Origin of the sequence: Saccharothrix ecbatanensis, assembly GCF_014205015.1 — a bacterium.
GTDB lineage: Bacteria > Actinomycetota > Actinomycetes > Mycobacteriales > Pseudonocardiaceae > Actinosynnema > Actinosynnema ecbatanense.
The window spans coordinates 1,198,884-1,223,043 of the sequence record NZ_JACHMO010000001.1; the positions used below are offsets into that span (position 1 = coordinate 1,198,884).

15 protein-coding genes are annotated in these 24,160 nt (G+C 69.2%); 12 read left to right on the forward strand and 3 right to left on the reverse strand.

Going from position 1 to position 24,160, the window contains the following annotated elements:
• The first annotated feature begins 11 nt into the window (after window positions 1-11).
• The 3 genes from F4560_RS05490 (at window position 12) to F4560_RS05500 (ending at window position 5,442) form a co-directional block, all read left to right on the forward strand.
• Window positions 12-719: a hypothetical protein gene (locus F4560_RS05490; RefSeq protein ID WP_184917092.1), complete on the forward strand. Its 708-nt coding sequence runs from the start codon at window positions 12-14 to the stop codon at window positions 717-719.
• Window positions 716-3,232 carry a CHAT domain-containing protein gene (locus tag F4560_RS45980; protein WP_184917095.1) on the forward strand — a complete coding sequence of 839 codons (2,517 nt, stop codon included), beginning with the start codon at window positions 716-718 and terminating at the stop codon, window positions 3,230-3,232. Before F4560_RS05490 ends, F4560_RS45980 begins: the two co-directional genes overlap by 4 nt.
• A 626-nt stretch (window positions 3,233-3,858) precedes the next feature.
• Window positions 3,859-5,442 (forward strand): hypothetical protein, encoded by a 1,584-nt coding sequence (locus F4560_RS05500; protein ID WP_184917098.1) that lies wholly within the window; start codon window positions 3,859-3,861, stop codon window positions 5,440-5,442.
• Window positions 5,443-5,496: 54 nt separating this feature from the next.
• Here F4560_RS05500 and F4560_RS05505 read toward each other — a convergent pair whose 3' ends face one another.
• Window positions 5,497-6,969: a glycoside hydrolase gene (locus F4560_RS05505; protein ID WP_184917101.1), complete on the reverse strand. Its 1,473-nt coding sequence runs from the start codon at window positions 6,967-6,969 to the stop codon at window positions 5,497-5,499.
• 625 nt (window positions 6,970-7,594) lie between these two features.
• Between F4560_RS05505 and F4560_RS05510 the strand changes: the two genes are divergently transcribed.
• On the forward strand, window positions 7,595-10,480 hold the full coding sequence (locus F4560_RS05510; protein WP_184917104.1) for an ATP-binding protein: 2,886 nt from the start codon (window positions 7,595-7,597) through the stop codon (window positions 10,478-10,480).
• A 69-nt stretch (window positions 10,481-10,549) separates the two neighbouring features.
• Here F4560_RS05510 and F4560_RS45420 read toward each other — a convergent pair whose 3' ends face one another.
• A complete protein-coding gene (locus tag F4560_RS45420) occupies window positions 10,550-12,322 on the reverse strand; it encodes a S8 family serine peptidase (RefSeq protein ID WP_184917106.1) in 1,773 nt (590 codons plus the stop codon).
• Between the two features lie 417 nt (window positions 12,323-12,739).
• Between F4560_RS45420 and F4560_RS05520 the strand changes: the two genes are divergently transcribed.
• Together F4560_RS05520 and F4560_RS05525 are read left to right on the forward strand one after the other, a co-directional pair.
• Window positions 12,740-14,458, forward strand: coding sequence for a glycosyl hydrolase (locus F4560_RS05520; RefSeq protein ID WP_221483351.1), 1,719 nt, complete (start codon window positions 12,740-12,742; stop codon window positions 14,456-14,458).
• A gap of 226 nt (window positions 14,459-14,684) precedes the next feature.
• Window positions 14,685-16,370, forward strand: coding sequence for a glycoside hydrolase family 6 protein (locus F4560_RS05525; protein WP_281391881.1), 1,686 nt, complete (start codon window positions 14,685-14,687; stop codon window positions 16,368-16,370).
• 72 nt (window positions 16,371-16,442) lie between these two features.
• Here the strand turns inward: F4560_RS05525 and F4560_RS05530 are convergent, their stop codons facing one another.
• The gene (locus F4560_RS05530; RefSeq protein WP_312868529.1) at window positions 16,443-17,429 is read right to left on the reverse strand and encodes a GlxA family transcriptional regulator; all 987 of its coding nucleotides are present in this window, start codon (window positions 17,427-17,429) and stop codon (window positions 16,443-16,445) included.
• Window positions 17,430-17,540: 111 nt separating this feature from the next.
• Here F4560_RS05530 and F4560_RS05535 point away from each other — a divergent pair, with 111 nt between their 5' ends.
• The 6 genes from F4560_RS05535 to F4560_RS05560 all read left to right on the forward strand — a co-directional run bounded on the left by F4560_RS05535 (window position 17,541) and on the right by F4560_RS05560 (window position 24,067).
• Window positions 17,541-18,185, forward strand: coding sequence for an isochorismatase family protein (locus tag F4560_RS05535; protein WP_184917109.1), 645 nt, complete (start codon window positions 17,541-17,543; stop codon window positions 18,183-18,185).
• Between the two features lie 255 nt (window positions 18,186-18,440).
• Entirely contained in the window at window positions 18,441-19,526 is a 1,086-nt protein-coding gene (locus tag F4560_RS05540; RefSeq protein ID WP_184917112.1) for a 3-oxoacyl-ACP synthase III family protein, read from the forward strand.
• On the forward strand, window positions 19,526-21,055 hold the full coding sequence (locus tag F4560_RS05545; protein WP_184917115.1) for a phytoene desaturase family protein: 1,530 nt from the start codon (window positions 19,526-19,528) through the stop codon (window positions 21,053-21,055). The genes F4560_RS05540 and F4560_RS05545 overlap by 1 nt, the downstream gene beginning before the upstream one ends.
• A gap of 21 nt (window positions 21,056-21,076) precedes the next feature.
• Window positions 21,077-22,432 carry a cytochrome P450 gene (locus F4560_RS05550; RefSeq protein ID WP_184917118.1) on the forward strand — a complete coding sequence of 452 codons (1,356 nt, stop codon included), beginning with the start codon at window positions 21,077-21,079 and terminating at the stop codon, window positions 22,430-22,432.
• Window positions 22,432-23,859 carry a cytochrome P450 gene (locus F4560_RS05555; RefSeq protein ID WP_184917121.1) on the forward strand — a complete coding sequence of 476 codons (1,428 nt, stop codon included), beginning with the start codon at window positions 22,432-22,434 and terminating at the stop codon, window positions 23,857-23,859. Before F4560_RS05550 ends, F4560_RS05555 begins: the two co-directional genes overlap by 1 nt.
• A 52-nt stretch (window positions 23,860-23,911) precedes the next feature.
• Window positions 23,912-24,067 carry a Rieske (2Fe-2S) protein gene (locus tag F4560_RS05560; RefSeq protein ID WP_246478139.1) on the forward strand — a complete coding sequence of 52 codons (156 nt, stop codon included), beginning with the start codon at window positions 23,912-23,914 and terminating at the stop codon, window positions 24,065-24,067.
• Window positions 24,068-24,160 lie beyond the last annotated feature (93 nt).

Sequence of the window (24,160 nt, forward strand, 5' to 3'; positions counted from 1 at the left end):
AATGTCCGGGCATGGACGTGATTTTGGAGCCCGCCGGGATCGTCGAGTGGGACGCGGAGGACTTGGTCGCCGGTCACCTCTCCGCCGAGCTGGACGTGGCCGACGGGGATGCGGCGAGGGCGGTGCTGGACGGGGTGCGACTGGCGTTGCCGGACGCGGTCGATCATCGGAACCTCGTGGACTACTCGGCCGAGCGGGGCACGCCGCTCGACGAAAGCCTTGTGCCGGACCTGACGCGGTTCGATTTCCACCTGGTCGAGTTGCCGCTGGCCATTCTCGTTCCCGAGTCGCGCCGGCTGGTGCGCTTGAGGCTCGGCGTGCGGATCACCGGCGGCGTCGCCTACGACCTCTTCCCGCGCGACGACTGGGCGGTCGTGGAGCACAACATCGGGCAGGTGAGCGTGGACGTGGGCAAGGGGTTGACGTTCGTGGCGCCGCCGCTGGGTGAGGCGCTGGGGCTCACGATCGAGCAGCCGTTGCGCTGGAAGACGCGGACGGTGCGCGTGCGGACGACGGACCGGTTGAGCAACCCGGTCGAGTGGTACGTCACGGACCGCGCGGTCAACGAGGGGTTCACCGCGCACCTCATCGTGCGGTCGGCGAAGGGCGCTCCGCCTACCCTGCACACGACCGTCGCGTGCGAGCTGCGCAGGTCCGGGCCGCTGGGCCGGGTCATGAAGGCCACCTACCTGTCCGGTGACCACTCCTACCAGCTGTGAGGCCGTTCACGCCCGGCAGCCGACTGCTGGAACACCAGGACCAGCCGGTCACGGACCTCCTCGCCCGGGTCCGCGGCTTCGGCTACGACCCGATCGCGTTGGACGAACACCTGGACGAGCTCGTGGACCTCCTCGCCCCAGCCTGCCGGGACGAGGAGGACTGCTGGCCGATCGTGCACGAGTTGGCCGAGTGGGTGCAGTGGAAACGCGCCCCGGCGTACTGCGTCGCCTACGTCTTCCAGACGCTGACGAACAGAATGAGCGCACCCGCGCACGGCCCGGCGGCGTTGATCTTCGCCGACGCGCAGACCAACCTGGCCGACGACATGGCCTTCTTCTCCACCGAGGCGGCCTGGCTCTTCATGGAGGGCGCGCTCGCCGCCGCACCGGACCGCGAGGCCCTGGAACCGGCGCGCCTGCACGTGGTGAGCTTGCTTCGGGAGTTCCACCGGTACTACGCGCGATGGACACGCCCCTACGGGTACACCGACGTCAACCCGTTGCTGGACACGCTGTACACCCGCCGGGTCTGGCACAACCTCGCCGCGAGGTACCCGGAGCACACGGACGGCATCGCCCTCGACTCACCGGCCGAGGAGAAAGCCGCCGCGCTCCGGTTGGTGGCGGTCGACGCGGAGGCCGACGAGGACACGTACTACTGGCTCACCGCCCGGCGGCTGGCGGCGGTCGAACGCCAGAGCTCCGGTGATCTCGTCACGGCCGAGTCCGAGACGGCCGCGGTCCTCCGGGACGCACGGGACTTCGGCCTGGAGGCGGAGATCGGGCACCTGCTGCGGACGCACGCGTGGCAGCTCATGCTCCTGGGTGACCTGGGCGGAGCCGAGCAGAGACTGGAAGAGGCCTTGCGCCACGAGCAGCCGGTCACCCTGTTCGGGTACTGGTACGCCTTGTCCGCCAGGGAACTGGGAAACGTCCGGATGAGCATGGTGTCGGATGAGGAGGACGACCCCACCACCGCCATGGACCACGCGCTCGAGGCGTACTACGAGGGCAGACGGGTCCTCGACGTGGAGCTGGAGCTGGGCGGTCCGGCCGCCGGTGCGGCGAGCAAGCGGCAGATGGTGCGGTCCTACACCGACAACGCGATCAACCTCGCCACCGTTCGGGGCTACCCGTCGTTCGTGCTCGCCGAGCTGGAGACCAGCGGACCGAGAGCGCTCAGCGCGGCCCTGGCCGAGACCCGTGCGCTCGACCGGCTGGAAGGCTCCGAAGCGGACCGGTTCCTGGCCGCGCGCAAGGTCTTCCGGCGGCACCTGACGTCGGTTCCCCGTTCCTTCGAGGACTACCTCGCCGACCTGCCCGCGGACTTCGACCTGCGGCGGCAGTACGTGGTCACGCGCAACACGATGCGGCTGCGGCCGGGCCGATCGGGCAGCGACGAGGTGGTGAGCCGGGTCCTCGACCACCTCGGCACCGACCTCCTGGTGGTGGCGTTCTACATCAGCGCGCACCACACGAGCCGTGCCGTCCTGCTGGACCTCGCCACCGGTGGAGCCGACGACCTGTTCCTCGGTGAGGTGGACCAACCGTTGCGGGCGGCGTACGGCGACTACGTCTCCGCGCTCGCCGTCGCGGCCGAGGTGCCGGGATATCCACCACTGGCGGCGCGCAAAGCCTTGGACGAGTTCCTGGCGGTCGTCGAGACGCTCCTGCGGCCCGTCCTGACGCTGTTGTCCGGGTACGGCCGCGGACGCCCGCTCGTGGTCGTGCCGCAGATGCACCTGAACGCCGTCCCGTTCGCGGCACTGAGGGTGGAAGGCACGCACCTCGTCGACGTCGTGCCCAGCATCAGCGTCGTGCCGAGTGTGGGACTGCTCGCCGACCTGTTGGAGGACGGTCGTTCGTTCGGCGGGTCAGGGCTGGTGGCCCTGCACGAGACCGGCGGCACCCCGTTCTTCAGCGGCACACTGCGTCACCTCGCGGCCCGCCGTTCCGTGGCCACGTCCGACAACCCCACGCGACCCCAGGCGCTGTCCGCGTTGGCCGGAGCGGGCCCCGACCTGTTCCTCGCCTGCCACGGCCGGTTCGACAACGACGACCCCGCGGCAAGCTCCCTGCGCGTCGCACCCGGTGTGGAACTGTCCCTTTCGGACCTCTGGGCCGGCGTCGCCGGATCGGATCTCCGATCGGTGGTGCTGGGCGCGTGTGAGAGCGGATTGGCCCGTGCGGAGATCGGCAGCGAGCACATCGGCTGGGCGGGCGCGTTGTTGTCGGCGGGCGTGCGTTCCGTCGTGGGCAGCCTGTGGAAGGTGAACCAACTCGCCACGGCGGTGCTGCTCGCGGACTGCCTGGCTGACGCCGCAGACATGCCTGTGGCGCTCGCTGCGGCACAACGCGCGCTCCGTGCGACCGAACGTGACGATCTGAGCCACTGGATCGCCACGCACCTGCCCGAACTCGCCCGTCCCATCGCACCGATGATCGATTCGATGGCGGACCGACCGTTCGCGCACCCCGACGACTGGGCCGGATTCTTCGCGGCAGGTCTCTAATAGACCACACAGCGGTTCCGATTCTCTTGTCACGGACAAAAGCCATGCATCCGACGACTGCGGTGTGGTCCCCTAGTGATCGGTCGGGAACACCGTTGTGGGGGGCTTGGATGAGCGAAGACAGATCGAAGGCACAGCCACCGGCGGCGGAACCGCCGGACGAAGCGCTAGTGTCACAGCCTGTTGCCGAAGCGGCACAGCCTGAAACCACGGTCGTGGAACTGCCGACGGAGCCGACTTCGGCGGAGCAGGAAGCGACTGCGGAGCACGAAGCAACGGCGGAGCAGGAAGCAACGGCGGAGCAGGAAGCACCGACCACGGAAGCGGCAACCGCTGAACCGCCGGCCGCTGAACCGCCGGCCGCTGGACAACCAGCCGCCGAACCGCTGGCGGAACCCGCACCGGCCGAATCGGAAGCACCGCAAGCCATCGAGGCGATGGCGGCGGACTCGCTGGCCGCCGGATCGGATCCCGCTGGACCGCTGGCCGCCGAAGCGTCGGCCCCTGAACCGCTGGCCGCCGAAGCGTCGGCTGCTGAACCACCGGCTGCTGAATCGGCCGCTGGACAACCTGCCGCTGAACCGGCGACCCCCCACTCCTCCGACCCCACGGCGGCTTACCCCACCGTGGCGGCGAATCCGTGGGCGCGGCCGGGTGGGCCGGAGCAGCCGGCCGAGTGGGTCGACCCGACGCCGACCGACCCGATCCTGCGGATCCCGCCAACGCCGCCGACGCCGCCCGAGCCGAAGTCCACCGCGGCCGCCGTGCTGTTGAACCTGACCGGGGTCGGCGCCGGCTACTTCTACCTTCGCCGACGCTGGCAGGCGTGGACGGCCACCGTCCTCACCGTCGCGCTCGTCGTCGTCGCGTTCATCACCAACGCGGCGGCCAACCCGTGGTTGTGGCGGATCCTGGCCGCTGTCTGGCTCGTGATCCTCGTCCTCGACGCGCGGCGGATCGCGGTCAAGCACCCGCCGATCGCGAACCGGCGGCCCGTGGTGATCGGCGCGATCGCGGTGGTCGCTGTGGTCGGCGCGTACATCGGGTACGGCGTGCTGGGCCGTGGCACTTACGACGACGGGCTCGCCGCTCAAGGCCGCGGTGACTGCGCGGTGGCGACCGACCAGTTCAAGGCGGTGACCGGGCCCTACGAGCTGACGCTCAGCTCGGACATTTCCGCGGCGAATCGCGGCCTGGTCGAGTGCGCCGACTTCACCCACGCGGCCGACTCCGACGACGAAGCCACCGTCGTGCAGCGCTACGGCCAATTCCGCGTCGACCACCCGGACAGCCCGCTGCGCCCGTTCGTCCGCGACAAGCTCGTCGAGACCTACACGACGTGGGCCCGCGGGCTGCGCGACGAGGGCAAGTTGGCCGATTCGATCAAGGTCTACCGCGACCTGCTCTCCGAGGACGAGTCGTTCGCCCCGGAGGTCGCCGACGCCTACATGCGACTGGCGAAGAAGCTCACCTCCGAAACGCCGGTCAGCGCCAGCGCGGCGGCCACCGCCCTTGAGGCGATCGCCGACGAGTTCGGTGACACGCCGACCGCCAAGGAGGTGCCCGCGGCGTTCGACGCGCTGTACGCGGCGGCCATCGCGCCGATCGCCGCCGGCCAGCCGTGCAAGGCGGTGGACGTCCTCGCCTTCTTCGCGGGCCTGACCAACAAGGTCGCCGCGAAGGTGGCGGGCGAGGCGAAGAACCAGTACCCGCGCGCCATGCTCGACTGCGGGCTGAACGAGCTGCGCGACGGCCAGGCGGCGATCGCGGTCGGCACGCTGGACCGGTTCATCAAGACCTTCCCGGATCACGGCGACCTGCCGCAGGCCAAGTCGGCGCAGATCGCCGCCAAGGTGGCCATCGGCACCGGCGCGCGGGTGCCGGTGCCAGCACCCCTCGGCACGGGCGGCCCGATCACGATCACCTTCTACAACGTCGTCAACAGCTCGATCGACATCAAGTTGGCGGGCTCCACCGCGCACGAGTTCACCCTGCCTGCGTGTACGACCTGCCCGGAGGTTTACGCGCCCGGTGCCGGCGCCGCCGCCTGCGACTCGCCCATCGGGAAGCCTTTGTTCGCGGTCGGTCTGGGTGAGGGCGCCCACCACCTGCTCGCCGACTTCGAGCGCAGCGGAGACCTGGTCAAGCAGTTCGACGCCAGTGGCGGCGGGTTCGACATGTACTGCCTGTATTCGGAGCGCAACAGCTGATCCGGGGCGCGCCGCCGGACCCGGCAACAGGTCCGGCGGCGCGCCTTCACGGGATCACCGCACGACGCCGTCGATCTGGAAGGTCTGCACCTGGCCTTCGGCGAACGGGACGCGGAGGGTCTTGCCGCTGAGAGCGGCGCCCTCGCGTTGGGTGTAGCGGTCGCCGCTGCTTGCGGTCTCGGTGGACCAGCGGGGTACCGCGCCGTTGGTTCCGCCGGTGACCTGGGTGAAGCCGGACAGGTCGAAGGTGAGGGTCTGGGCGGTTCCGGTGTTGGCGGCGACGATGACGAGTCGGCGGGCGCCGGAGTCGTAGGCGGCGACGGCCAGGTCGCTGCCGGTGTCGAGGATGCGCATGCCGGGCCGGATGTGGCGGGTGAACTGGGCCAGCACGTAGTACTTGGTCTCCACCGCGCCCGACCGGAGGGTGCTGCCGTCGTAGCGGATGGCGCCCCAACCCGCGGTGGTGTCCATGACCTGCCAGTAGCACCACGCGGTGGGGTGCAGCCAGCGGAAGTCGAGCAGCAGGCAGCGGGCCGTCTGCAGGCCGGAGCCGGTGCCGTCGCCGTGCTCGGAGTTCCACAGCACCTTGCCCGCCGCGCGCACGTCGTTGAACAGCAGGTCACGGCGACCGCCGGTGCCCTGGTAGCCGTGCACGTTGACCTGGTTGACCAGGCCCTTGGTGGTCGAGTCGAAGCCGTTCCAGGTGGTGCGGGCCAAGTCGTAGCTGGTCTCGTCGGACGCCGAGATCCTCGTGCCGCTCAGGCCCTGCCGGTTCAGCTCGGCGCGCATGTGGGCCAGGACGCTGCGCTGGGTGGTGGCGTCGATCTTGCAGCCCTCTTGGGTGCCGTTGGCGTGCCAGTAGTTCGAAGACGGCTCGTTGAACGGGTCCACGGTGCGGAAGTTGACGCCCCACTGGTCGCGGGCACGTCGGGCGGTGACGGCGAGGTGGTGGGCGTGCTGGCGGTGGTTCCACGACTGGAGGTTGGTGACGGAGGCGTCGGCCGCGCCGGAGGGGTTGTGGTTGTTGCACATCCACCACATCGGAGAGTTCGCGAACAGCTCGCTCATCGCGCCGCGTTCAGTGGCCTTGACCAGCATCGCGCGCTGCTTGGCGTCGGCGTTCCAGTTCCACGCGGACGACGTCGGGTCCTCGTTGTTCCAGTCCTGCCAGAAGCCCTCGATCTGCTTGAACCGGGGGATGTTCGGCGAGGCCACCATGCGCGCGTTGCCGATGGCGTTCCAGCTGGACGCGCCTAGGTTGTAGCGGGCGATGTTCATGCCCAGACCCGGCAGGGCGACGCCGTTGTACGTCACCGTCTTGGTGGTGAAGAACAGGTCGGCGAAGTCGTCCCGATCGCCGAACACGTTGGCCCACCACGCGAGCGACGTGCCCCAGCCCTCCCATGCGCCGTAGTCGACATCGGGGTCGACTCCGATGGTCGCGTCGCCGCGCGCGACACCCGTGCCCAGCGCGCCGGCAGCGGCTGCGACGCCGGCCGCGGCCAGCACCGTTCTGCGATTGATCATGAGTTCTCCTTGTCGGAAGCCGCCGACGTGCCGCACTCGGGGGGTCGGCGGGTGAACCGCGTGCACGGTCGCCGAACCCGCCGTGCGGAGGGCGAGCGGCACGGTGCGGGTTGGCGTCGAGCAGGGGCAGTGAGGTACGCGGAAGGCGTGAGGTCAGCCGGGTGAGCGCTGACCGATCAGGCCGGTCCGGGCGCCCGCCGGCGTGTGCCGTTCCGGAGCCCTGGCCACAGTCTTGTGGAGCGCGGGGCCGTAGGCAGACCGCGACCGGTCACCTCATGGGTGCGCGAAAGGTGGAGCAGAGGCATGACAGCTTTCCTTCACCACGGTGTGAGAGGGGCTGGGCCGGGCTGCGAGCACCGGTGGGACCGGGTGCTCCAGGCGGAACGGAGGGCGTCGTGTTTGCGCAAACATCGGTGGCATGACCGTAACCCGGTGGACATGCGTGTGTCCAGTGCCGGTCAACGTTGTCAACGCGGGACCGGTGGCGATGTCGTTGCTGCGGCCCATCCCAGGGGAGCGCTGAGGCGATCTACCCGACCGACCTTCACATACCTCCGCGCAACGACTACAAGTTTAGGCTCGGCACCCGGTGACGTCCGGGTCGGTGCGCCTGGGAGGTGTGGTGATGCGTCGAAGTGATGTGTCTTCGGCGTGGCACGGTCGTTGGTTCCGGACCAGCTCACCCGTCCTCATCGGTCGCGGCGGGCACCTGGCCGCGTTGCGTGAGCTCGTCGTGCGCCGTCCCGCGGTCGTCCTGCTCGAAGGCGAGGCGGGGGTGGGCAAGAGCAGGTTGGTGTCCGAGCTGCTCGCCGGGGACCTCGGCGCGATGCCGCCGTTGGTCGGCTACTGCAGGCAGGTCGGCGAGCCGTTCTCCTACGGCGCGCTGTTGGAGGCGCTGCGGGGTGCGGGGCCGAGGCTGGCCGGGCGGCGGGAGCTGAATCCCGTGATCGGCGCGCTGGCCCCGTTGCTACCCGAGATCGCCACCGAGCTGCCCGCCCCGTTACCGCCGCTCGGCGATCCGCGGGCCGAGCGACACCGGCTTTTCCGTGCTGTGCGGGAACTCCTGGCCGCGCTTGGTCCGGTGCTGCTTGTGGTCGAGGACCTGCACTGGGCCGACGACGGCACCCGCCGGCTGCTGCGTTTCCTGGCCGACGGACCGCCGGCCAACCTCAGCATGGTCCTCACCTACCGGCGGGAAGACCTGCACGGTGGCAGTCCGTTGGGTGCGGAGTTCCGGTCCGCCATCGGCGGTACCGTTGCGGTGCTGGAGATCGAACCGCTCGACGTCGACGGGGTGCGCGGGCTGACCGAGGCCATCCTCGGCGCGGAACAGGTCTCGGCGGAGTTCGCGGCCCGGCTGCACGAGCGGACCGCGGGCATTCCGTTCGTGGTCGAGGAAACGCTGCGCGCCCTGCGTGACCCTGAAGGTGCCGTGTACGCGGGCAGCGTGCGTGCCAAACGGTTGCTCGACGCGGTCAAGGTTCCCGTGTTGCTGCGCGACGCGATGGCCGATCGCCTCGCCACGCTGCCTACCGCCACGGTTCGCCTGGTCGAGGCGGCTGCGGTGCTCGGCGCGCCCGCGCCCGCCGAGTTGCTTGCCGAGGTGGGCGGCGTCCCGGCGGACCAGGTGAGCGCGGCGCTCTCGCACGCCGTGAACGGGCACGTCCTGCACGAGGTGGACGGGTTGCGGTACGGCTTTCGGCACATGTTGGCCCGTCAGGCTGTCTACGACACGATCAGCGCTCCGGAGCGTGCCGCCTTGCACGGCCGCGCCGTGGACGCGTTGGAGCACGTGGAGCCGAAGCCTTTGGTGCAGTTGGCCGGGCACAGCGAGCGGGCGGGCCGGACGGCGGACTGGTTGACCTACGGGGAGGCGGCGGCGGACCGGGCGATCGACTCCGGTGACGCGGCGACGGCGACCACGCTGCTGCAACGGTTGCTCGCCGTGCCGGTGCTGCCCGCCAACGCGGTAGACCGGCTGGCGATCAAGCTCGGGCGCATCGCCAACACCGGGCTCGACCAGCGCGACCCGACCGAGACCCTGGAACGCCTGCTGACCGACCCGCGCCTGGCCACTCCGGTACGCGGCGAAGTGCGCCTGCAGCGGGCTTTCTTGCTGCTTCGCCTGATCGGCCGTATCCGGGAGGGGCGGGCCGAGCTCGAACGTGCTGTCGACGAGTTGGCGGGCAGGCCCGACCTCGTCGCCCGCGCCGCCGCGGGACTCGCCGTACCGTGCAACGGCACGGTCCCTCCAGAAGGGTTGCGGCGGTGGCAGGATCTCGCCAAGTCACACCGGATGGCCGCGACGGGCGAGCTGCGGATCCATCTACTGGCCAGCGAAGTCGGGTCCGCCATGTACCAGGGCCACCTCGAATGGCTGGACGAGGTGCCAGAGCACGCGGACACGCCCGGCGGGCAAATGCACCTCGCCCGGCTCCGGTGCAACGTCGCCGATGTATGCGTGTGGCTCGGCCACCTCGGCCTGGGCGCCCGGTTCCTGCGCGACGGGTTGCGGCTCGCGACCGAGAGCAGCGCGCCGTGGGTGGTCAGCACCGGCAGGACCACCGAGGCGCGACTCGACTGGATCACCGGCCGGTGGCCGGGCCTGGAGGAGCGGGCGAACAGGTTGATCGAGGAGTACCGCGACATCACCGTCAACACCGGTGAGCTGGATCTGGTGCTCGGCTGGCTCGCCGCGACCCGTGGCGACTGGGCGGTGGCGGAGGAGCACTTCGGCCGGACCGGGGCCCACGACCCGGACGACGCCATCGTTCCCGTGGCGATCAGCGGGATCGCGGGTCTGGCCTCGATCCTGCTGGAGCGGAAGGAGGCAGCCGCGGCAGCGGCGGAGGTCGACCGCGGGCTGACCGCCGTGCGGAAGTGTGACGGCTGGTCCTGGGTCGGCTCGTTGGCCCCGGTCGCGGTCGCCGGCTACTCGGCCACCGGACGGACCGCAGAGGCCGAACGGCTGGTGGACGAGGTCGCCGAAGGCATCGCCGACCGCGACGTGCCCGTCGTACTCGCTGCCCTCGCGCAGTGCCGGGGCGCGCTCGCCGAGGCGCGGGGTGAACCCACCGAGGCCATCGAGCACTTCCGGGAGGCCATCTCGCGCTACGAGGCGATGCCGGCGCCGTACTTCGCCGCCATCGCAAGGGAACGCGAGGCGACGGTGCTGGCGCCGTCCGATCCGGAGAAGGCCGTCGAGCTGCTCACCGAACTGGCGGCGTCCTTCGACGCGCTCGGTGCGTCGAAGGACGCCGCGCGCTGCCGCCACACCTTGCACACCCTCGGCAGCGCGAAACAGGCTCGGCGGGGACGGCGCGGGTACGGCAACGAGCTCTCGCCCCGGGAGGTCGAGATCGCGCGCATGGTCGCGGCCGGGAGGACCAATCGCGAGATCGCCGAGAAGCTGTTCCTGTCCTCGCGGACGGTCGAGCAGCACGTGGCTCGGCTGTTCCGCAAGCTCGGCATCAACTCGCGCGCTGAACTGCACGCCGACCGCCTCCACTGAGGTCGCATCGGGAACGAGCGGCGCTCCCGGATGGTTGCCGGAAGCGCCGCTCTACATGGGGGTGTGGCTCTAGAACATCAGCGGGATGCAGAAGGTCGGGAAGTTCGGGGACGGGGCGCCGTGGCACCGGATCTGCTTGCTGACGGTGCTCTTCTGGTCGAAGCTGTCGGTCACCGTGAGCTTGGCGGTGAAGGTGACCGTTTGCGACGTGGTCGAGTAGGTGTGGTCGGCCTTGACACCGGTGCCGGTCTTGCCGTTACCGAAGTCCCAGGCGTAGGAGACGATGTCGCCGTTGGGGTCGGTCGACCCGCTGCCGTCGAAGGAGCACAAGGCCTGCCGGCACATCACGCTGAACGACGCCCGCGGCGGCTGCGGACCCGCGACGGCCCTCCTCGACGTGGTGGCGGTCTTGCCGCTGTTGTCGGTCACCGTCAGCTTCACGGTGTACGTGCCGTTCTTGCTGTACTTGTGGGACGGCTTGACGCCGGTGCCGGTCGTGCCGTCGCCGAACTCCCAGGCGTACGAGGAGATCGAGCCGTCCGGGTCCGTCGAACCCGACGCGTCGAACGAGCAGTCCGGGGTCGTCGACGAGCACTTCGTGGCGAAGGAAGCCTTCGGAGCACCGGGATCACGGGCACCGAGGTCGTCCACGTACAGCAGCCGGTTCGGCGTGTCCGACGGGTCGGAGATCTTGTTGACGGTCGTCGTGTCGAGGACCAGGGCGTTGGCGTCGGCCACCGAGATGTCCGGGTCGGCGGCCAACACCAGCGCCAGGGCGCCGGCCACGTGCGGGGTGGCCATCGACGTGCCGTTCCACGCGGCGGTCTTGCCGTCCTGGGTGATGGAGGTGATGCTGCTGCCCGGCGCGAACAGTTCGACGCACTCGCCCCAGTTGGACCCGCCGTTGCCCCAACGGCTGCGACGGTCCTCGCTGTCCGACGCGCCGACGGTCAGCACGCCCGGCGCGGCGGCCGGACTGACTTCACAGGCATCCTTCGTGTCGTTGCCCGCCGCGACGGCCCACGCGACACCCGCCGCGACCGAGTTGGCCACGGCCTCATCGATCGAGGTGCTCCGGTTGCCACCGAGGCTCATGTTGCCCACCGCGGCTTGCGGGGCGTTCTTGGTCACCCACTCGATGCCCGCGATGACCTGGTCCCACGAGCCACTGCCGCCGCAGTTCAACACCCGTACCGCGACCATGTCCACGTTCTTCGCGATGCCGTAGGTCTTGCTGCCGATCGTGCCGGCCACGTGGGTTCCGTGGCCGTGGCAGTCACTCGCGTCGCTGTCGTTGTCGATGAAGTCGTAGCCGCTGACGGCCCGACCCTCCAGCTCGGGGTGGTCGAACGCGATGCCCGTGTCGACGACGTAAGCCGTGACGTTGGACCCGTCGTTCGGCGCCGCGTAGCTGTTGTCCAGCGGCAGGTCGCGCTGGTCGACGCGGTCCAGACCCCACGTCTCGGACGTGCGCACCACACCGTTCTGCTCGACGTAGCGCACCGCCGGGTCCGCGGCGAGCCGCTTCGCCTGCTGCTCGCTCATCCGCACCGAGAAGCCCCGCATCGCGGACGAGTACACGTGCGCGACCTGTCCGCCGTACTGACCGGCCAAGTCGGTCGCCCGCGCCGAGACCGCCGCCTGGGCGCTCACCGCCGTCGACGGCGCGCTGTTCAAGGCCACGATGTAGCTGCCCTCGACGGCATCCCGGGCGCCCGCGCCCAAGATCTGCCCCTCAGCCGCCTGCGCGACACCGACGACGCTCATCGTCAGCGCGATGGTCGAGACCACACCGGTACACAGCCCGGCCATGCGCTTGCCTGTCCTTTTTAACGTGGACATGCGTGATCAAACTCCTTCAGTCGTAGCAGGGAAACGACTCCAGGTAACGCCCCGTCACCCCGTCGGGCACCCCTCGCGTGCTGACCACGGGATGGCATGCAGGGACATCGCCTGCTTAGTGAGGATCGGCACTACGCAGCAGGCGAACAATCAGTATCGGAGTTCGTACGTATACGCAATTAATGGCTCCCTGCCACCGATCGTCCGCCTCGACGTCTGATGTACGGCCATTTACCGGATTTCATCCGAAAAGTTCCGTTGCTACGCTCCAAACCGGTTCCAGAGTGAACCTCCGATCGGCAGTGATCCCTCCCGCTCAATGCCTCCTTGCATGAGGGGTCACTCGCCGACCGCACGACTGGGAGCGCTCCCAGATCACAGGCCGGCCCTGACCGATGATGCGAAGGGATTACTGACGTGCGCTCTGCGTTTGTGGCCGCGATACTCCTGACGGCCTTGGCGCCACCGCTGCCGGCTGCGGCAGCCGATACCTGGCTCGAAGCCGAGACGGGTGTCCTGAATGGCACTGTGGTCGAGTCGAGCCTGGCGGGTTACTCCGGCACGGGATACGTGGCCGGATTCGACCAGGGTTCCGACTCGGTCACCATCACCATCCCGGACAGTCCCGGTGGATTGCACGACCTGGCCATTCGTTACGCCACCCCGTACGGTGCGAAGACTGCCTCGTTGTCGCTCAACGGCAGCGGTCTGGGTGACGTCTCGTTCCCCGAGAACCCGACGTTCACCACTATTCCCGCGGGCAAGGTGCTGCTGCGATCGGGTGACAACACGGTCACCGTGACCAACAACTGGGGTTGGTACCTGATCGACGCGATCAAGGTGACCCCCAGCGCGCCGCGACCGCCGCACCAGGTGACCGGCGAGCTGACCGACCCGGCCGCGACCGCGGAGGCCAAGGGCCTGATGCGGTACCTGACCGACAACTACGGCAAGAACATCTTGTCGGGACAACAGGATCAGGCGAGCATCGACTGGGTGGAGCAGAACATCGGCAAGGCGCCCGCGGTGGATGGCTACGACCTGATGGACTACTCGCCCAGCCGGGTCGAGCGCGGCACGACGGGTCGGGACGTGGACCACGCCCTGGCCTACGACGCCCGCGGCGGCATCATCACGATGGTGTGGCACTGGAACGCGCCGTCCGGCCTGATCGACCAGCCGGGCAAGGAGTGGTGGCGCGGCTTCTACACCTCCGCGACCACGTTCGACTTGGCCGCGGCACTGGCCGACACGTCCTCGACCGACTACAAGCTGTTGATCCGTGACATGGACGCGATCGCCGTGGAGCTCAAGCGGCTCGCGGACGCGAAGGTGCCGGTGCTGTTCCGGCCGTTGCATGAGGCCGAGGGCGGTTGGTTCTGGTGGGGCGCCAAGGGTTCCGGTCCGGCCAAGCAGTTGTGGCGGATCCTGCACGACCGGCTGGTCGGGCACCACGGGCTGCACAACCTGATCTGGGTGTGGAACTCGATCTCGCCGGACTGGTACCCCGGTGACGACGTGGTCGACGTGGTGAGCGCCGACGTCTACCTGCCGCAGGGCGACCACAGCGCGGCCGTGGGTCAGTACGACCGGTTGGTGCAGTTGGGCGGCGACGAGAAGTTGGTCGCGCTGGGCGAGGTCGGCTCCATCCCCGACCCCGACCTGGTCCGGGCCTACGAGGCTCGCTGGTCCTGGTTCGTCACTTGGAGCGGCTCGTTCATCCAGGACGGCGTGACCAACCCGCGCGACTTCGTGCAGCGCGTCTACAACCACGCCAACGTGATCACGCTGGACGAGCTGCCCGAGTTCAAGGACCCGGGTACCCAGCCGGAGCCCACGGACGGCTGTGCCGCGACCTTCCGCGTGACCAACCAGTGGGACAGCGGGTACCAGGCCGAGGTCACCGTGAAGAACCAGAAGACCACGGCCATCACCGGCTGGCAGGTCACCTGGACGCTCGCCGCCGGCCAGGGAATCCAGAACGCCTGGAACACCACCCTGTCCACCTCCGGCTCGACCGTGACGGCGAAGAACGCGTCCTGGAACGGGACCGTGAAGCCGGGGGAGAGCGCCTCGTTCGGCTTCATCGGCACCGGCACGCCGTCAGCGGCCGCGTTGGCCTGCACCACCGCCTGACCATTCCCGGTAGCGGCGGAAACGATCCAAGACTTGGACACCGACGTCCATCCCCGTCACTGGGAGCGCTCCCAGATGGTGGGTTCCTGGCAAGGAGAAGATGCATGAGTCTGCGCACGTTCGTACGTTCTCGGAAACTGGCCGGAGCGTTGGCGGTGACCACGGTGGCGGCGTTGTCCGTTGCCGGGGTGGTGGCTTCGACGGCCACCGCAAACGCGGCTCCCGGTTGCCGGGTGTCGTACCAGATCAAGACCAGTGGCAAGGGGGATTCGGCGCCAACGTCACGGTTACCAACCTCGGTGACGCCATCTCCGGCGGTTGGACGCTGGAGTGGGACTTCGCCGCCGGCCAGACGGTCCAGCAGGGTTGGAGCGGCGACTTCTCCCAGTCCGGGAGCCGCGTGACGGTCCGCAACTCCTCCTGGAGCGCCAACCTGGGCACCGGCGCGTCGGCGACGCCGGGCTTCAACGGCACGTGGAACGGGTCCAACCCGGTGCCCACGCAGTTCAAGCTGAACGGCACGGTGTGCACGGGGTCGGTCGACACGACGACCACGACCACGACCACCACCAGCAGCACGACGACCACAACGACGACCACCAGCGGCACCAACCCAGGTCCGAGGGTCGACAACCCGTACGTCGGAGCCGGCGTGTACGTGAACCCGCAGTGGTCGCGTCAGGCGGCTGCGGAGTCGGGTGGTTCGCGCATCGCGAACCAGCCGACCGGTGTGTGGATGGACCGGACCAGCGCGATCACCGGAAACGGCTCGCCGACCACCGGCTCCATGGGTCTGGTCGATCACCTGAACGAGGCCGAGAAGCAGCGCGCGGCGCGTGCGGACGGCCAGTTGGTCTTCCAGGTCGTCATCTACAACCTGCCCGGCCGCGACTGCGCCGCGCTGGCCTCCAACGGTGAGCTGAAGGCCGACGAGATCGGTCGCTACAAGACCGAGTACATCGACAAGATCGCCGAGATCGTGGCCCGGCCGGAGTACTCCAAGCTGCGCGTCGTCTCGGTGATCGAGATCGACTCGCTGCCGAACCTGGTCACCAACGTCTCGCCGCGCGTCACCGCGACGCCGGAGTGCGACACGATGAAGCAGAACGGCAACTACATCGAGGGCGTGTCCTACGCCCTGGGCAAGCTCGGTGCGATCTCGAACGTCTACAACTACATCGACGCCGGCCACCACGGCTGGATCGGCTGGGGCGACACGGATCCCCAGTACGACAACTTCTACGCCTCGGCGAAGCTGTTCGCGACGCTGCTGGGCAAGAACGGCGCCACCAAGGACAAGATCCACGGCTTCATCACCAACACGGCGAACTACTCCCCGCTGGAGGAGCCGTTCTGGAAGGTGGATGACAACGTCGGCGGCAAGCCGGTGAAGGAATCGGTGAAGTGGGTCGACTGGAACGACTTCAACGGTGAGGTGGGCTTCGCCACCGCGTTCCGCACCGAGCTGGTGAAGCAGGGCTTCGACAGCGGTATCGGCATGCTGATCGACACCTCGCGCAACGGCTGGGGCGGCCCGAACCGGCCCACCGCCAAGTCGACCTCGGGCGACCCGACCACCTACGTGAACGAGTCGCGCATCGACCGCCGTCACCAGAAGGGCAACTGGTGCAACCAGTCCGGCGCCGGTCTGGGCGAGCGTCCGAAGGCCGCTCCCAAGCCGGGTATCGACGCCTACGTCTGGATCAAGCCGCCGGGCGAGTCCGACGGCTCCAGCACCCTCATCCCCAACGACGAGGGCAAGGGCTTCGACCGCATGTGCGACCCGACCTACACCGGCAACATCCGCAACGGCAACAACATGTCCGGCGCGCTGCCCAACGCCCCGCTGTCGGGCCACTGGTTCTCGGCCCAGTTCCAGGAGCTCATGCGCAACGCCTACCCGGCGCTGTGACCATCAGCTGACCGGCACGACAACTGAATGATCTCTCCACACCTCGTAGGCGGCGTCCACCCTGGGCGCCGCCTACGAGGCGCTGCTGTCCGCGGTACGGGCGTCGAACCGTCGGCGGTACTCCGACGGCGAGGTGTCGAACGCCGCGGCGAAGAGCTGGCGCATGGTGACCGTGCTGCCGAAGCCGCAGGTGGCAGCGACCTGGTCGATCGGCAGGTCCGTCGACTCCAGCAGCCGGCGGGCCTCGTCGAGGCGCTGACGCCTGACCCACGCCGCCGGGGTGATGCCGGTGGAGGCCTGGAACGCCCGGATGAAGGTGCGTCGGCTCAGGTGTGCGACACCGGCCAGCCGCTCGACCGGCAGGGGTTCCGCCAGGTGCCGCAACGCCCACTCGCTGACGACGGCGATCGGATCGTTCACCGACTGAGGGGACAGCGGCCGTTCGATGTACTGCGCCTGCCCACCTTCGCGGTGCGGGGCCACCACGAGGCTGCGTGCGACCCGGTTTGCCGCCGCGGCGCCGAGCCTGCCGCGCACGAGGTGCAGGCAGGCGTCGATCGCCGAGGCGGTGCCCGCGGAGGTCAGCACGTCGCCGTGGTCGATGTACAACGCGGAGGCGTCCACGTCGATGTCGCGGTGGCGGGCGGCGAGCATGTCGGCGGCCTGCCAGTGGGTCACCGCGGTGCGCCGCGACAGCAGGCCCGCGTCCGCGACGGCGACGGCCCCGAGGCACAGCCCGGCGATCGTGGCGCCACGACCGTGGGCTTTCGTCAAGGTCCGTTGCAATGCCGGGCCGGCGACGCGATCGTCCTCGAACCAGGAGGGGACGACCACGATGTCGGCCTCCTCAGCCGCCGCGGGGCCCAGCACTTCGCCGATCGGGTGACCCTCGGCGGTGCGGATCGACCCGGCGCGGTCGGAGAAGAGCACCGTCGTCCAGTCGCCCAAGCCCTGCCGCGTGACCTCGTCGAAGACGAGCTGAGGCACGGACAGGTGGAACATCGTGACGCCGTCGAAGGCGTAGACGGCGACGCGCAGGGCTCCTGCGGAGGTTGGCACGATTTCATCGTAACATCGCACTTGTGCCAATGGCCCGCGGCGTGCCCAGCCCGCAGACTCGGTATGCCGCCCACACAGGCGGCGACACCGACATCAAGGAGCACACAGGTCATGACCACCCCGCGCCGCGCCCTCGTCGTCATCGACGTGCAGCAGGAGTACTTCGGCGGGCCGCTGGAGATCCAGTACCCGCCGCACGCCGACTCGCTGCCCCGGATCGCGCGGGCGATCGACGCGGCCACCGACGCGGGCATCCCCGTCGTCGCGGTACAGCACTCGGCGGGTGACGGCGCGCCCGTGTTCAATCCCACCCAGCAGGGTTTCCAGCTGCACCCGGAAGTCGCGAGCCGCCGCACGGACGAGTGGAAGTCGATCGTCAAGCAGTACGGCACGGTGTTCGCCGGCACCGACCTTCTCGCCTGGCTGCGGGAACGCGAGATCGACACCGTCACCCTCGTCGGCTACATGACGAACAACTGCGTGCTCGCCTCCGCCGCCGAAGCCGAGACCCACGGACTGGCAGCGGAGGTGCTCTCCGACGCCACCGGCGCGATCAGCATCGCCAATGAGGCGGGCTTCGTCGACGCGAAGACCGTCCACACCGCGCTGATGGCACTGTTCAACTCGAACTTCGCCGCCGTCACCGACACCGAGACCTGGTCCGACGCCGCCGCCGCCGGGCGGTCGCTGCCCAAGTCCGACCTCGGCACCTCCGCCGTGACGGGTGCGCAGCGCGCCTCGTCCACCTCGCGGTGAGGTGGCTCTTATGTGTCCTCTGTGTCCACGGTTGATCACGGGGAGTGTCGTAGCGGCTCGCGGGTGATGGCCTTGACGCTCCGGCACCGTGGGGAATGCGGGTATCAGTGGCGGCCCACGCGAGGTCGGCGACGCGAGGCGGCAGCGCACGATTCTTGATCGGACCAACTGTATCCGGGGTCACCCCGCGCTGATCTGTAGTGGTGACTGAGCCTGGGTGAGAAGGCTCTGACCGGATCGAGAGGACCGCTGAGCATGGGCGTGCACGTCATTGGCACCGGGGGATACCAGCCCGGGGAGCCCATCCCGACCAGCCGGATCGAGGAACTGGTCGGCCCGCTACCGCCGGAGGTGGCGGAAGGCCTGTCGATCCACACCAGGTACTGGATGATCGACCCGGTCACCGGTGAGCACAACGAGAACAACTCGGACATGGCGTACAAGGCCAGCAAGCAGGCGTTGGACACCGCCGGGGTCGATCCGGCCGAAGTGGACCTGATGATCCTGGCCACCGGCACCCCGGACTACCCGCTGCCCGGCGTGGTCAACATGGTGCAGGAGCGGCTCGGCCTCGTCCGCTGCGCCACCCTGGAGATCCGCTCCGGCGGCGCCGGCGTGGTGCAGGCACTCGACATCGCCAGGATGTACTTGGAAGCGGGCACCTACAGGACCGCGCTGATCGTCGGCAGCGAGACGATCTCGCCGGTGCTGGCGCCGGTGTTCCTCGGCAAGGACCCGGACAAGATCCGGATGCGCGAGCGGATGCCGGTCTACATGTTCGGCGACGGCGCCGGTGCGATGGTGCTGCGGGCCGATGACCAGCCCGGCGGACTGCTGCCCGGTGCGATGGCCGCGATCGGTGGCGACCGCAAGCCCGGCATCTGGTCGGTCGGCGGCGGCACGCACGCGCCCATCCACGAGCAGCTCAAGGCGAAGCGCCTGGTGGACCTGAAGGTCGACGTGGTCGGCGCCGGCGACTTCACCCCGCAGATGGTGATCGAGGCGATCGGCGAGACCATCCGGAACAGCAAGATCGACGTGCACAGCATCGACCTGTGCCTGGTGCCGGAGGGCAACGTCGGCTGGATGCTGGACTCGCTGATCGAGCAGGGACTCGACACCGAGGACTGGAAGGCGTTGGACGGCAAGGTGTTCGACGCGCTCAGCGAGATGGGCGCGGTCGGCTGCGCCGCGGTCCCGCTGTTCCTGGACGACGCCTGGCGCAGCGGCAAGATCACGCCGGGTCAGCGCGTGATGCTGGTCGGCGTCGAGAGCACCAAGTGGATCTACAGCGGCATCGTCGTGGACTGGACCACCCCGGCGCCGACCGGCGGTGCCTGATGAGCGGCGACAGTTACGACGTCATAGTCGTCGGCAGTGGCCTCGGTGGTGTGTCCTCGGCCGCGATCCTGGCCAAGGCGGGCTTCCGGGTGCTGGTGCTGGAGCAGGCGGACGGGTTCGGCGGCCTCGCGCACAGCTTCGAGCGTGACGGCAGGACGTTCGACTCGGCGATCCGGATCATGGCCGAGGGCGAGATGGTCATCGGCCTGCTCGACTTCCTCGGCGTCGGGGACGAGTGCGAGCTGACCCCGATCGACCACCTGTACCAGGCCGAGTTCCCCGGCATGAGCCTGTTCGCCCCGGCGGGCATCGACGGGTTCACCGAGGCGCACATCCGCGAGTTCCCGGCCGAGGCCGACGGTATCCGGACGCTGTTCGGGCTGCGGCGGCAGATGTTCCTGGAACTGGCCAGGATGCCGATGCGGGTGACCGACCCCCGGCTGATGGACCAACTGCCCGAGTTGGCCCCGACCCTGATGCGGTACCGGACGGCGACCTTGCAGCAGGTGCTCGACGAGCACCTGCGCGATCCTCGGCTCAAGGCGGCTTGCTCGGCGCTGTGGCCGTACATGGGCGCACCGCCGTCGCAGCTCTCGTTCTTCGCGTACTCGCAGTTCCTCGGCGTGCTGGTGGACGGCCCGTACTACTGCATGGGCAGCTTCCAGAAGCTGGTCGACGCGTTCCTCGCCGCGGTGCGCCGCAACGGTGGCGACGCGCTGACCAAGGCCGCGGTCGAGCGGATCGTGGTGACCGACGGCAAGGTCACCGGGGTGCGCACCGAGGACGGCCGCGAGTTCCAGGCGTCGGTGGTGATCTCCAACGCCGACGCGCGCCAGACGTTCGACACGCTCATCGGCGCCGAGCACCTGCCCGAGCGGTTCGTCAAGCGCGTCAACCGAATGGTGCCGTCCATGTCGGCCTGTTGCGTCTACGCCACCACGACCCAGGACGTCACCGAGTACCTGCACGCGCACGAGACGTTCAAGTACAACCACTGGGACCACGAGGACACGTGGCGCGACGTGCTCGGCGGCGCCCGCCCGGCCGGGATGTCGTTGAGCGTCATGACCATGATGGACGAGTCGCTGGCGAAGCCGGGCGAGCACATGCTGATCGCCACCGCGGTCGCGCCCTACCGGCGTGGTGACGGCAAGAACTGGTGGGAGGAAAGGGATCGCTACGCCGACGCGCTGCTCGGCGAGTTCGAGACGCTGGTACCCGGGCTGCGCGACAACCTGACGTCGTTGCAGGCCGGGACCCCGCTGACGATCGAGCGGTTCACCCGCAACTACCAGGGCGCGACCTACGGCTGGGCGTTGACGCCGAACCAGATCGGTGGCAAGCGCCTCGCGCACGAGGCGCCGGTGGACGGGTTGTTCCTGTGCGGGCACTGGACGGAGGAGGGCCCGGCGTCATTCCGGGTGGTGCTCTCCGGGATGAACGCCGCGCGTGAGGTGCTGGCCAGGTTCGGCTCGTCCCTCGAGGTGCCGACGTTCAAGCCGGACGACGTGCCGGCGCTCGCGCTCTAGCCAGGAATTGAGGGGAACGACATGTCGTCAACACTCGCCCCACCGAGTCCGCGCGGCGCGCCGATCATCGGCAACATCAGGGAGATCCAGCGGGACAACATCGGGGCGTTCATGTCCGCGTTCCGCGACCACGGCGACGTGATCCGGTTCAAGGGGCCGCTGAAGATCGACCTGTTCGCCCACCCCGACCACGTCAAGCGCGTGCTCCAGGACGAGCACCGCAACTACCCGCGCCCGGTCAAGGTGCAGGGCTGTCTCCAGACCATCGTCGGCACCGGGTTGGTGGCCGCCGAGGGCGGGTTCTGGCGGCGCTCGCGCAGGCTCGCCCAGCCCGCGTTCCACCGGGAGGTGCTGGAGCAGTTCGCGGACACGTTCGTGCAGGGCACCGCCGAGCTGATCGAGTCCTGGGAGCGCAAGGTCGACTCCGGGACGCCGATCGACGTCAAGTCGGCGATGATGAACCTGTCGCTGACCAACCTGGCCAGGGCGCTGTTCCGCACCGACTGGTCCACCGAGTTCGGGCAGATCGAGCCCGCGGTCGCGGAGGCGTTGCGGTACACGCACAAGCGGATGACCTCGCCGGTGGACCCGTACAAGATCCCCGGCCCGGCGCGTAACCGGTTCGACGGCGCGCTGAAGACGATCAACTCGGTGCTGTACCCGCTGATCGAGGAGCGCCGGCGCAACGGCGGCAGCGACGACCTGGTCAGCCTGCTGCTGAACGCCAAGGACGACGAGAGCGGCACGACGTTCACCGACGACCAGATCCGGGACGAGGTGAGCGGGTTCTTCGTCGCCGGGCACGAGACGGTGTCCTCGGCGTTCACCTGGACCTGGTACCTGCTCTCGCGCAACCCGGACGTGTGGCGCAAGGTCCGCGCCGAGGCGATCGAGGTGCTCGGCGACCGGACACCGACCGTCGCCGACCTGCCGAAGCTGACGTACACCACCATGGTGTTGCAGGAGTCCATGCGGCTGTACCCGCCGATCTTCGTCTACATGCGTTGCGCGGACCAGGACGACGAGGTGGGCGGGTTCCACATCCCCAAGGGCCGCTGGGTCGTCGTCTGCCCGTACGTCACGCACCGGCACCCCGACTTCTGGGAGAACCCGGACGGGTTCGACCCGGAGCGGTTCACCCCGGAGCGCATGGCGGCCCGGCACCGGATGGCGTACCTGCCGTTCGGCGCCGGTCCGCGCAAGTGCATCGGGGACAGCTTCGCCATGGTGCAGATGCCGTTGGCGGTGGCCATGATCGCCCGCCGGTTCCGGCTCGACCTCGTCGACGGGCAGACGGTGGTGCCGGAGCCCGCGATCTCGCTGCGTCCGCGTGACCCGCTCTACATGCGACTGCGATCCGCCGAGGAGGCGCACTGATGGCCAGGCAGGCACCGGGGCCCAGGGGCGAGCCGATCCTGGGCAACGCCCGCAGGTTCCAGAAGGACATCCTCACCGCGTTGCAGGAGGGCAGGCGCGAGCACGGCGACGTCGTCCGGTTCGTCGGGATCGGACCGCTGTTCCCGGTGTTCCTGGTCGCCGGGCCGGAGGGCATCAAGCACGTCCTCCAGGACAAGCACCAGATCTACCCGAAGACGCCGTTCGTCAGCGACCGCTGGCGGGCGCTGGTCGGCGACGGGCTGATCTGCAGCGAGGGCGACTTCTGGCGGCGGCAGCGGAGGCTGGCGCAGCCCGCGTTCCACCGGCAGTTGATCACCAGCTTCGGTCAGGTGATGGTCGACACCACCGAGGAGATGCTCGGCGAGTGGGACCGCTCGGAGCGTTCGGGCGCCACGGTCGACATCACCTCGGAGATGACCAGGCTGGCGCTCGGCGTGCTCGGGCAGGCGCTGTTCGCGGCGAACTGGCGGGCCGACGCCAAGGTGATGGAACACGCGGTGCACGTCGCGATCGGTGAGGCGTACCGCAAGTTCGAGAAGTTCGTCAGCTTGCCGGAGTGGGTGCCGACCCCGGCCAACCGCAAGTTCCGGGAGGCCAAGGCCGACCTGGACAAGATCATCTACCGGGTCATCCGGGACCGGCAGGCAGACAAGGGCGAGCACCCGAACGACCTGCTGGAGTCGCTGATGCTGGCGACTGAGGACGACGGCACCGGGATGACCGTCGAGCAGGTGCGCAACGAGGTCATGACGTTCATGTTCGGCGGCCACGAGACGGTCGCCTCCGGACTGACCTGGGCGCTGTTCCTGCTGTCCCGCCATCCCGAGGTGACGAGGAAGCTGATGTCCGAAGTGGACGCCGTGCTCGGTGATCGGCAGCCGACGGTCGACGACCTGGCGGCGATGCCGTACCTGGAGTGCGTGGTGCGGGAGTCGCTGCGCCTGTACCCGCCGGTGTCGCTGATCTCCCGCACGCCGACCGAGGACGACGAGATCGCCGGGTACCACGTGCCGAAGGGGTCGATGGTGCTGCTGTCGGCGTTCGTCACGCACCGGCACCCGGAGCACTGGCCGAACCCGGAGGGCTTCGACCCGGACCGCTGGGCCGACGGCAAGGCCGACGGCAGGCACCGGTACTCGTGGTGGCCGTTCTCCGGCGGCCCGCGCAAGTGCATCGGCGACGCGTTCGGGCTGATGGAGATGCAGCTGGTGATCGCGATGATCGTCAGCAGGTTCCAGGTGTCGCTGATCCCGGGGCAGCCGGTCCTGCCTCGACCAGGGCTCACCCTGGGACAGCAGGAGCCGGTGCTGGCCACGCTGACCAAGCGGTCGGTGCGGGCCGACGCCGTGCCCGCACCGGTCCCGGTCGAGCCCGTCGCGGCTCGCTGTCCGGTCATGCACGACTGACGTTCCCCCTGGCACGATCCGGCGGATCGAGCACGACGGTGACGACGTCCTACTGGCCAATGTGGACGGTGAGATCCTGGCCGTGGGCGGCGAGTGCAGCCACGACGGCGTGCCACTGCGGACCGGCTCGGTGCTCGAATCGCCTGCCGTCAGCGCCATCGAGTCCCATTCCGTCCGGGTGGACGGGGACGACATCCATCTCGCCTGACAGCTGTATCCGGTGGCCCGGCGCCGGGATCTGGACAGGTAGTACTGGCGGAAGGGGATCGTTGTGGAGCTGATCGGACGGTCGCCCCGGTGA

Coding starts and splice junctions, on each gene's coding strand:
- F4560_RS05490 (WP_184917092.1), top strand. CDS start 12: ATGGACGTGATTTTGGAGCCCGCCGGGATCGTCGAGTGGGACGCGGAG.
- F4560_RS05505 (WP_184917101.1), bottom strand. CDS start 6,969: ATGATCAATCGCAGAACGGTGCTGGCCGCGGCCGGCGTCGCAGCCGCT.
- F4560_RS05510 (WP_184917104.1), top strand. CDS start 7,595: ATGCGTCGAAGTGATGTGTCTTCGGCGTGGCACGGTCGTTGGTTCCGG.
- F4560_RS45420 (WP_184917106.1), bottom strand. CDS start 12,322: ATGTCCACGTTAAAAAGGACAGGCAAGCGCATGGCCGGGCTGTGTACC.
- F4560_RS05535 (WP_184917109.1), top strand. CDS start 17,541: ATGACCACCCCGCGCCGCGCCCTCGTCGTCATCGACGTGCAGCAGGAG.
- F4560_RS05540 (WP_184917112.1), top strand. CDS start 18,441: ATGGGCGTGCACGTCATTGGCACCGGGGGATACCAGCCCGGGGAGCCC.
- F4560_RS05545 (WP_184917115.1), top strand. CDS start 19,526: ATGAGCGGCGACAGTTACGACGTCATAGTCGTCGGCAGTGGCCTCGGT.
- F4560_RS05550 (WP_184917118.1), top strand. CDS start 21,077: ATGTCGTCAACACTCGCCCCACCGAGTCCGCGCGGCGCGCCGATCATC.
- F4560_RS05555 (WP_184917121.1), top strand. CDS start 22,432: ATGGCCAGGCAGGCACCGGGGCCCAGGGGCGAGCCGATCCTGGGCAAC.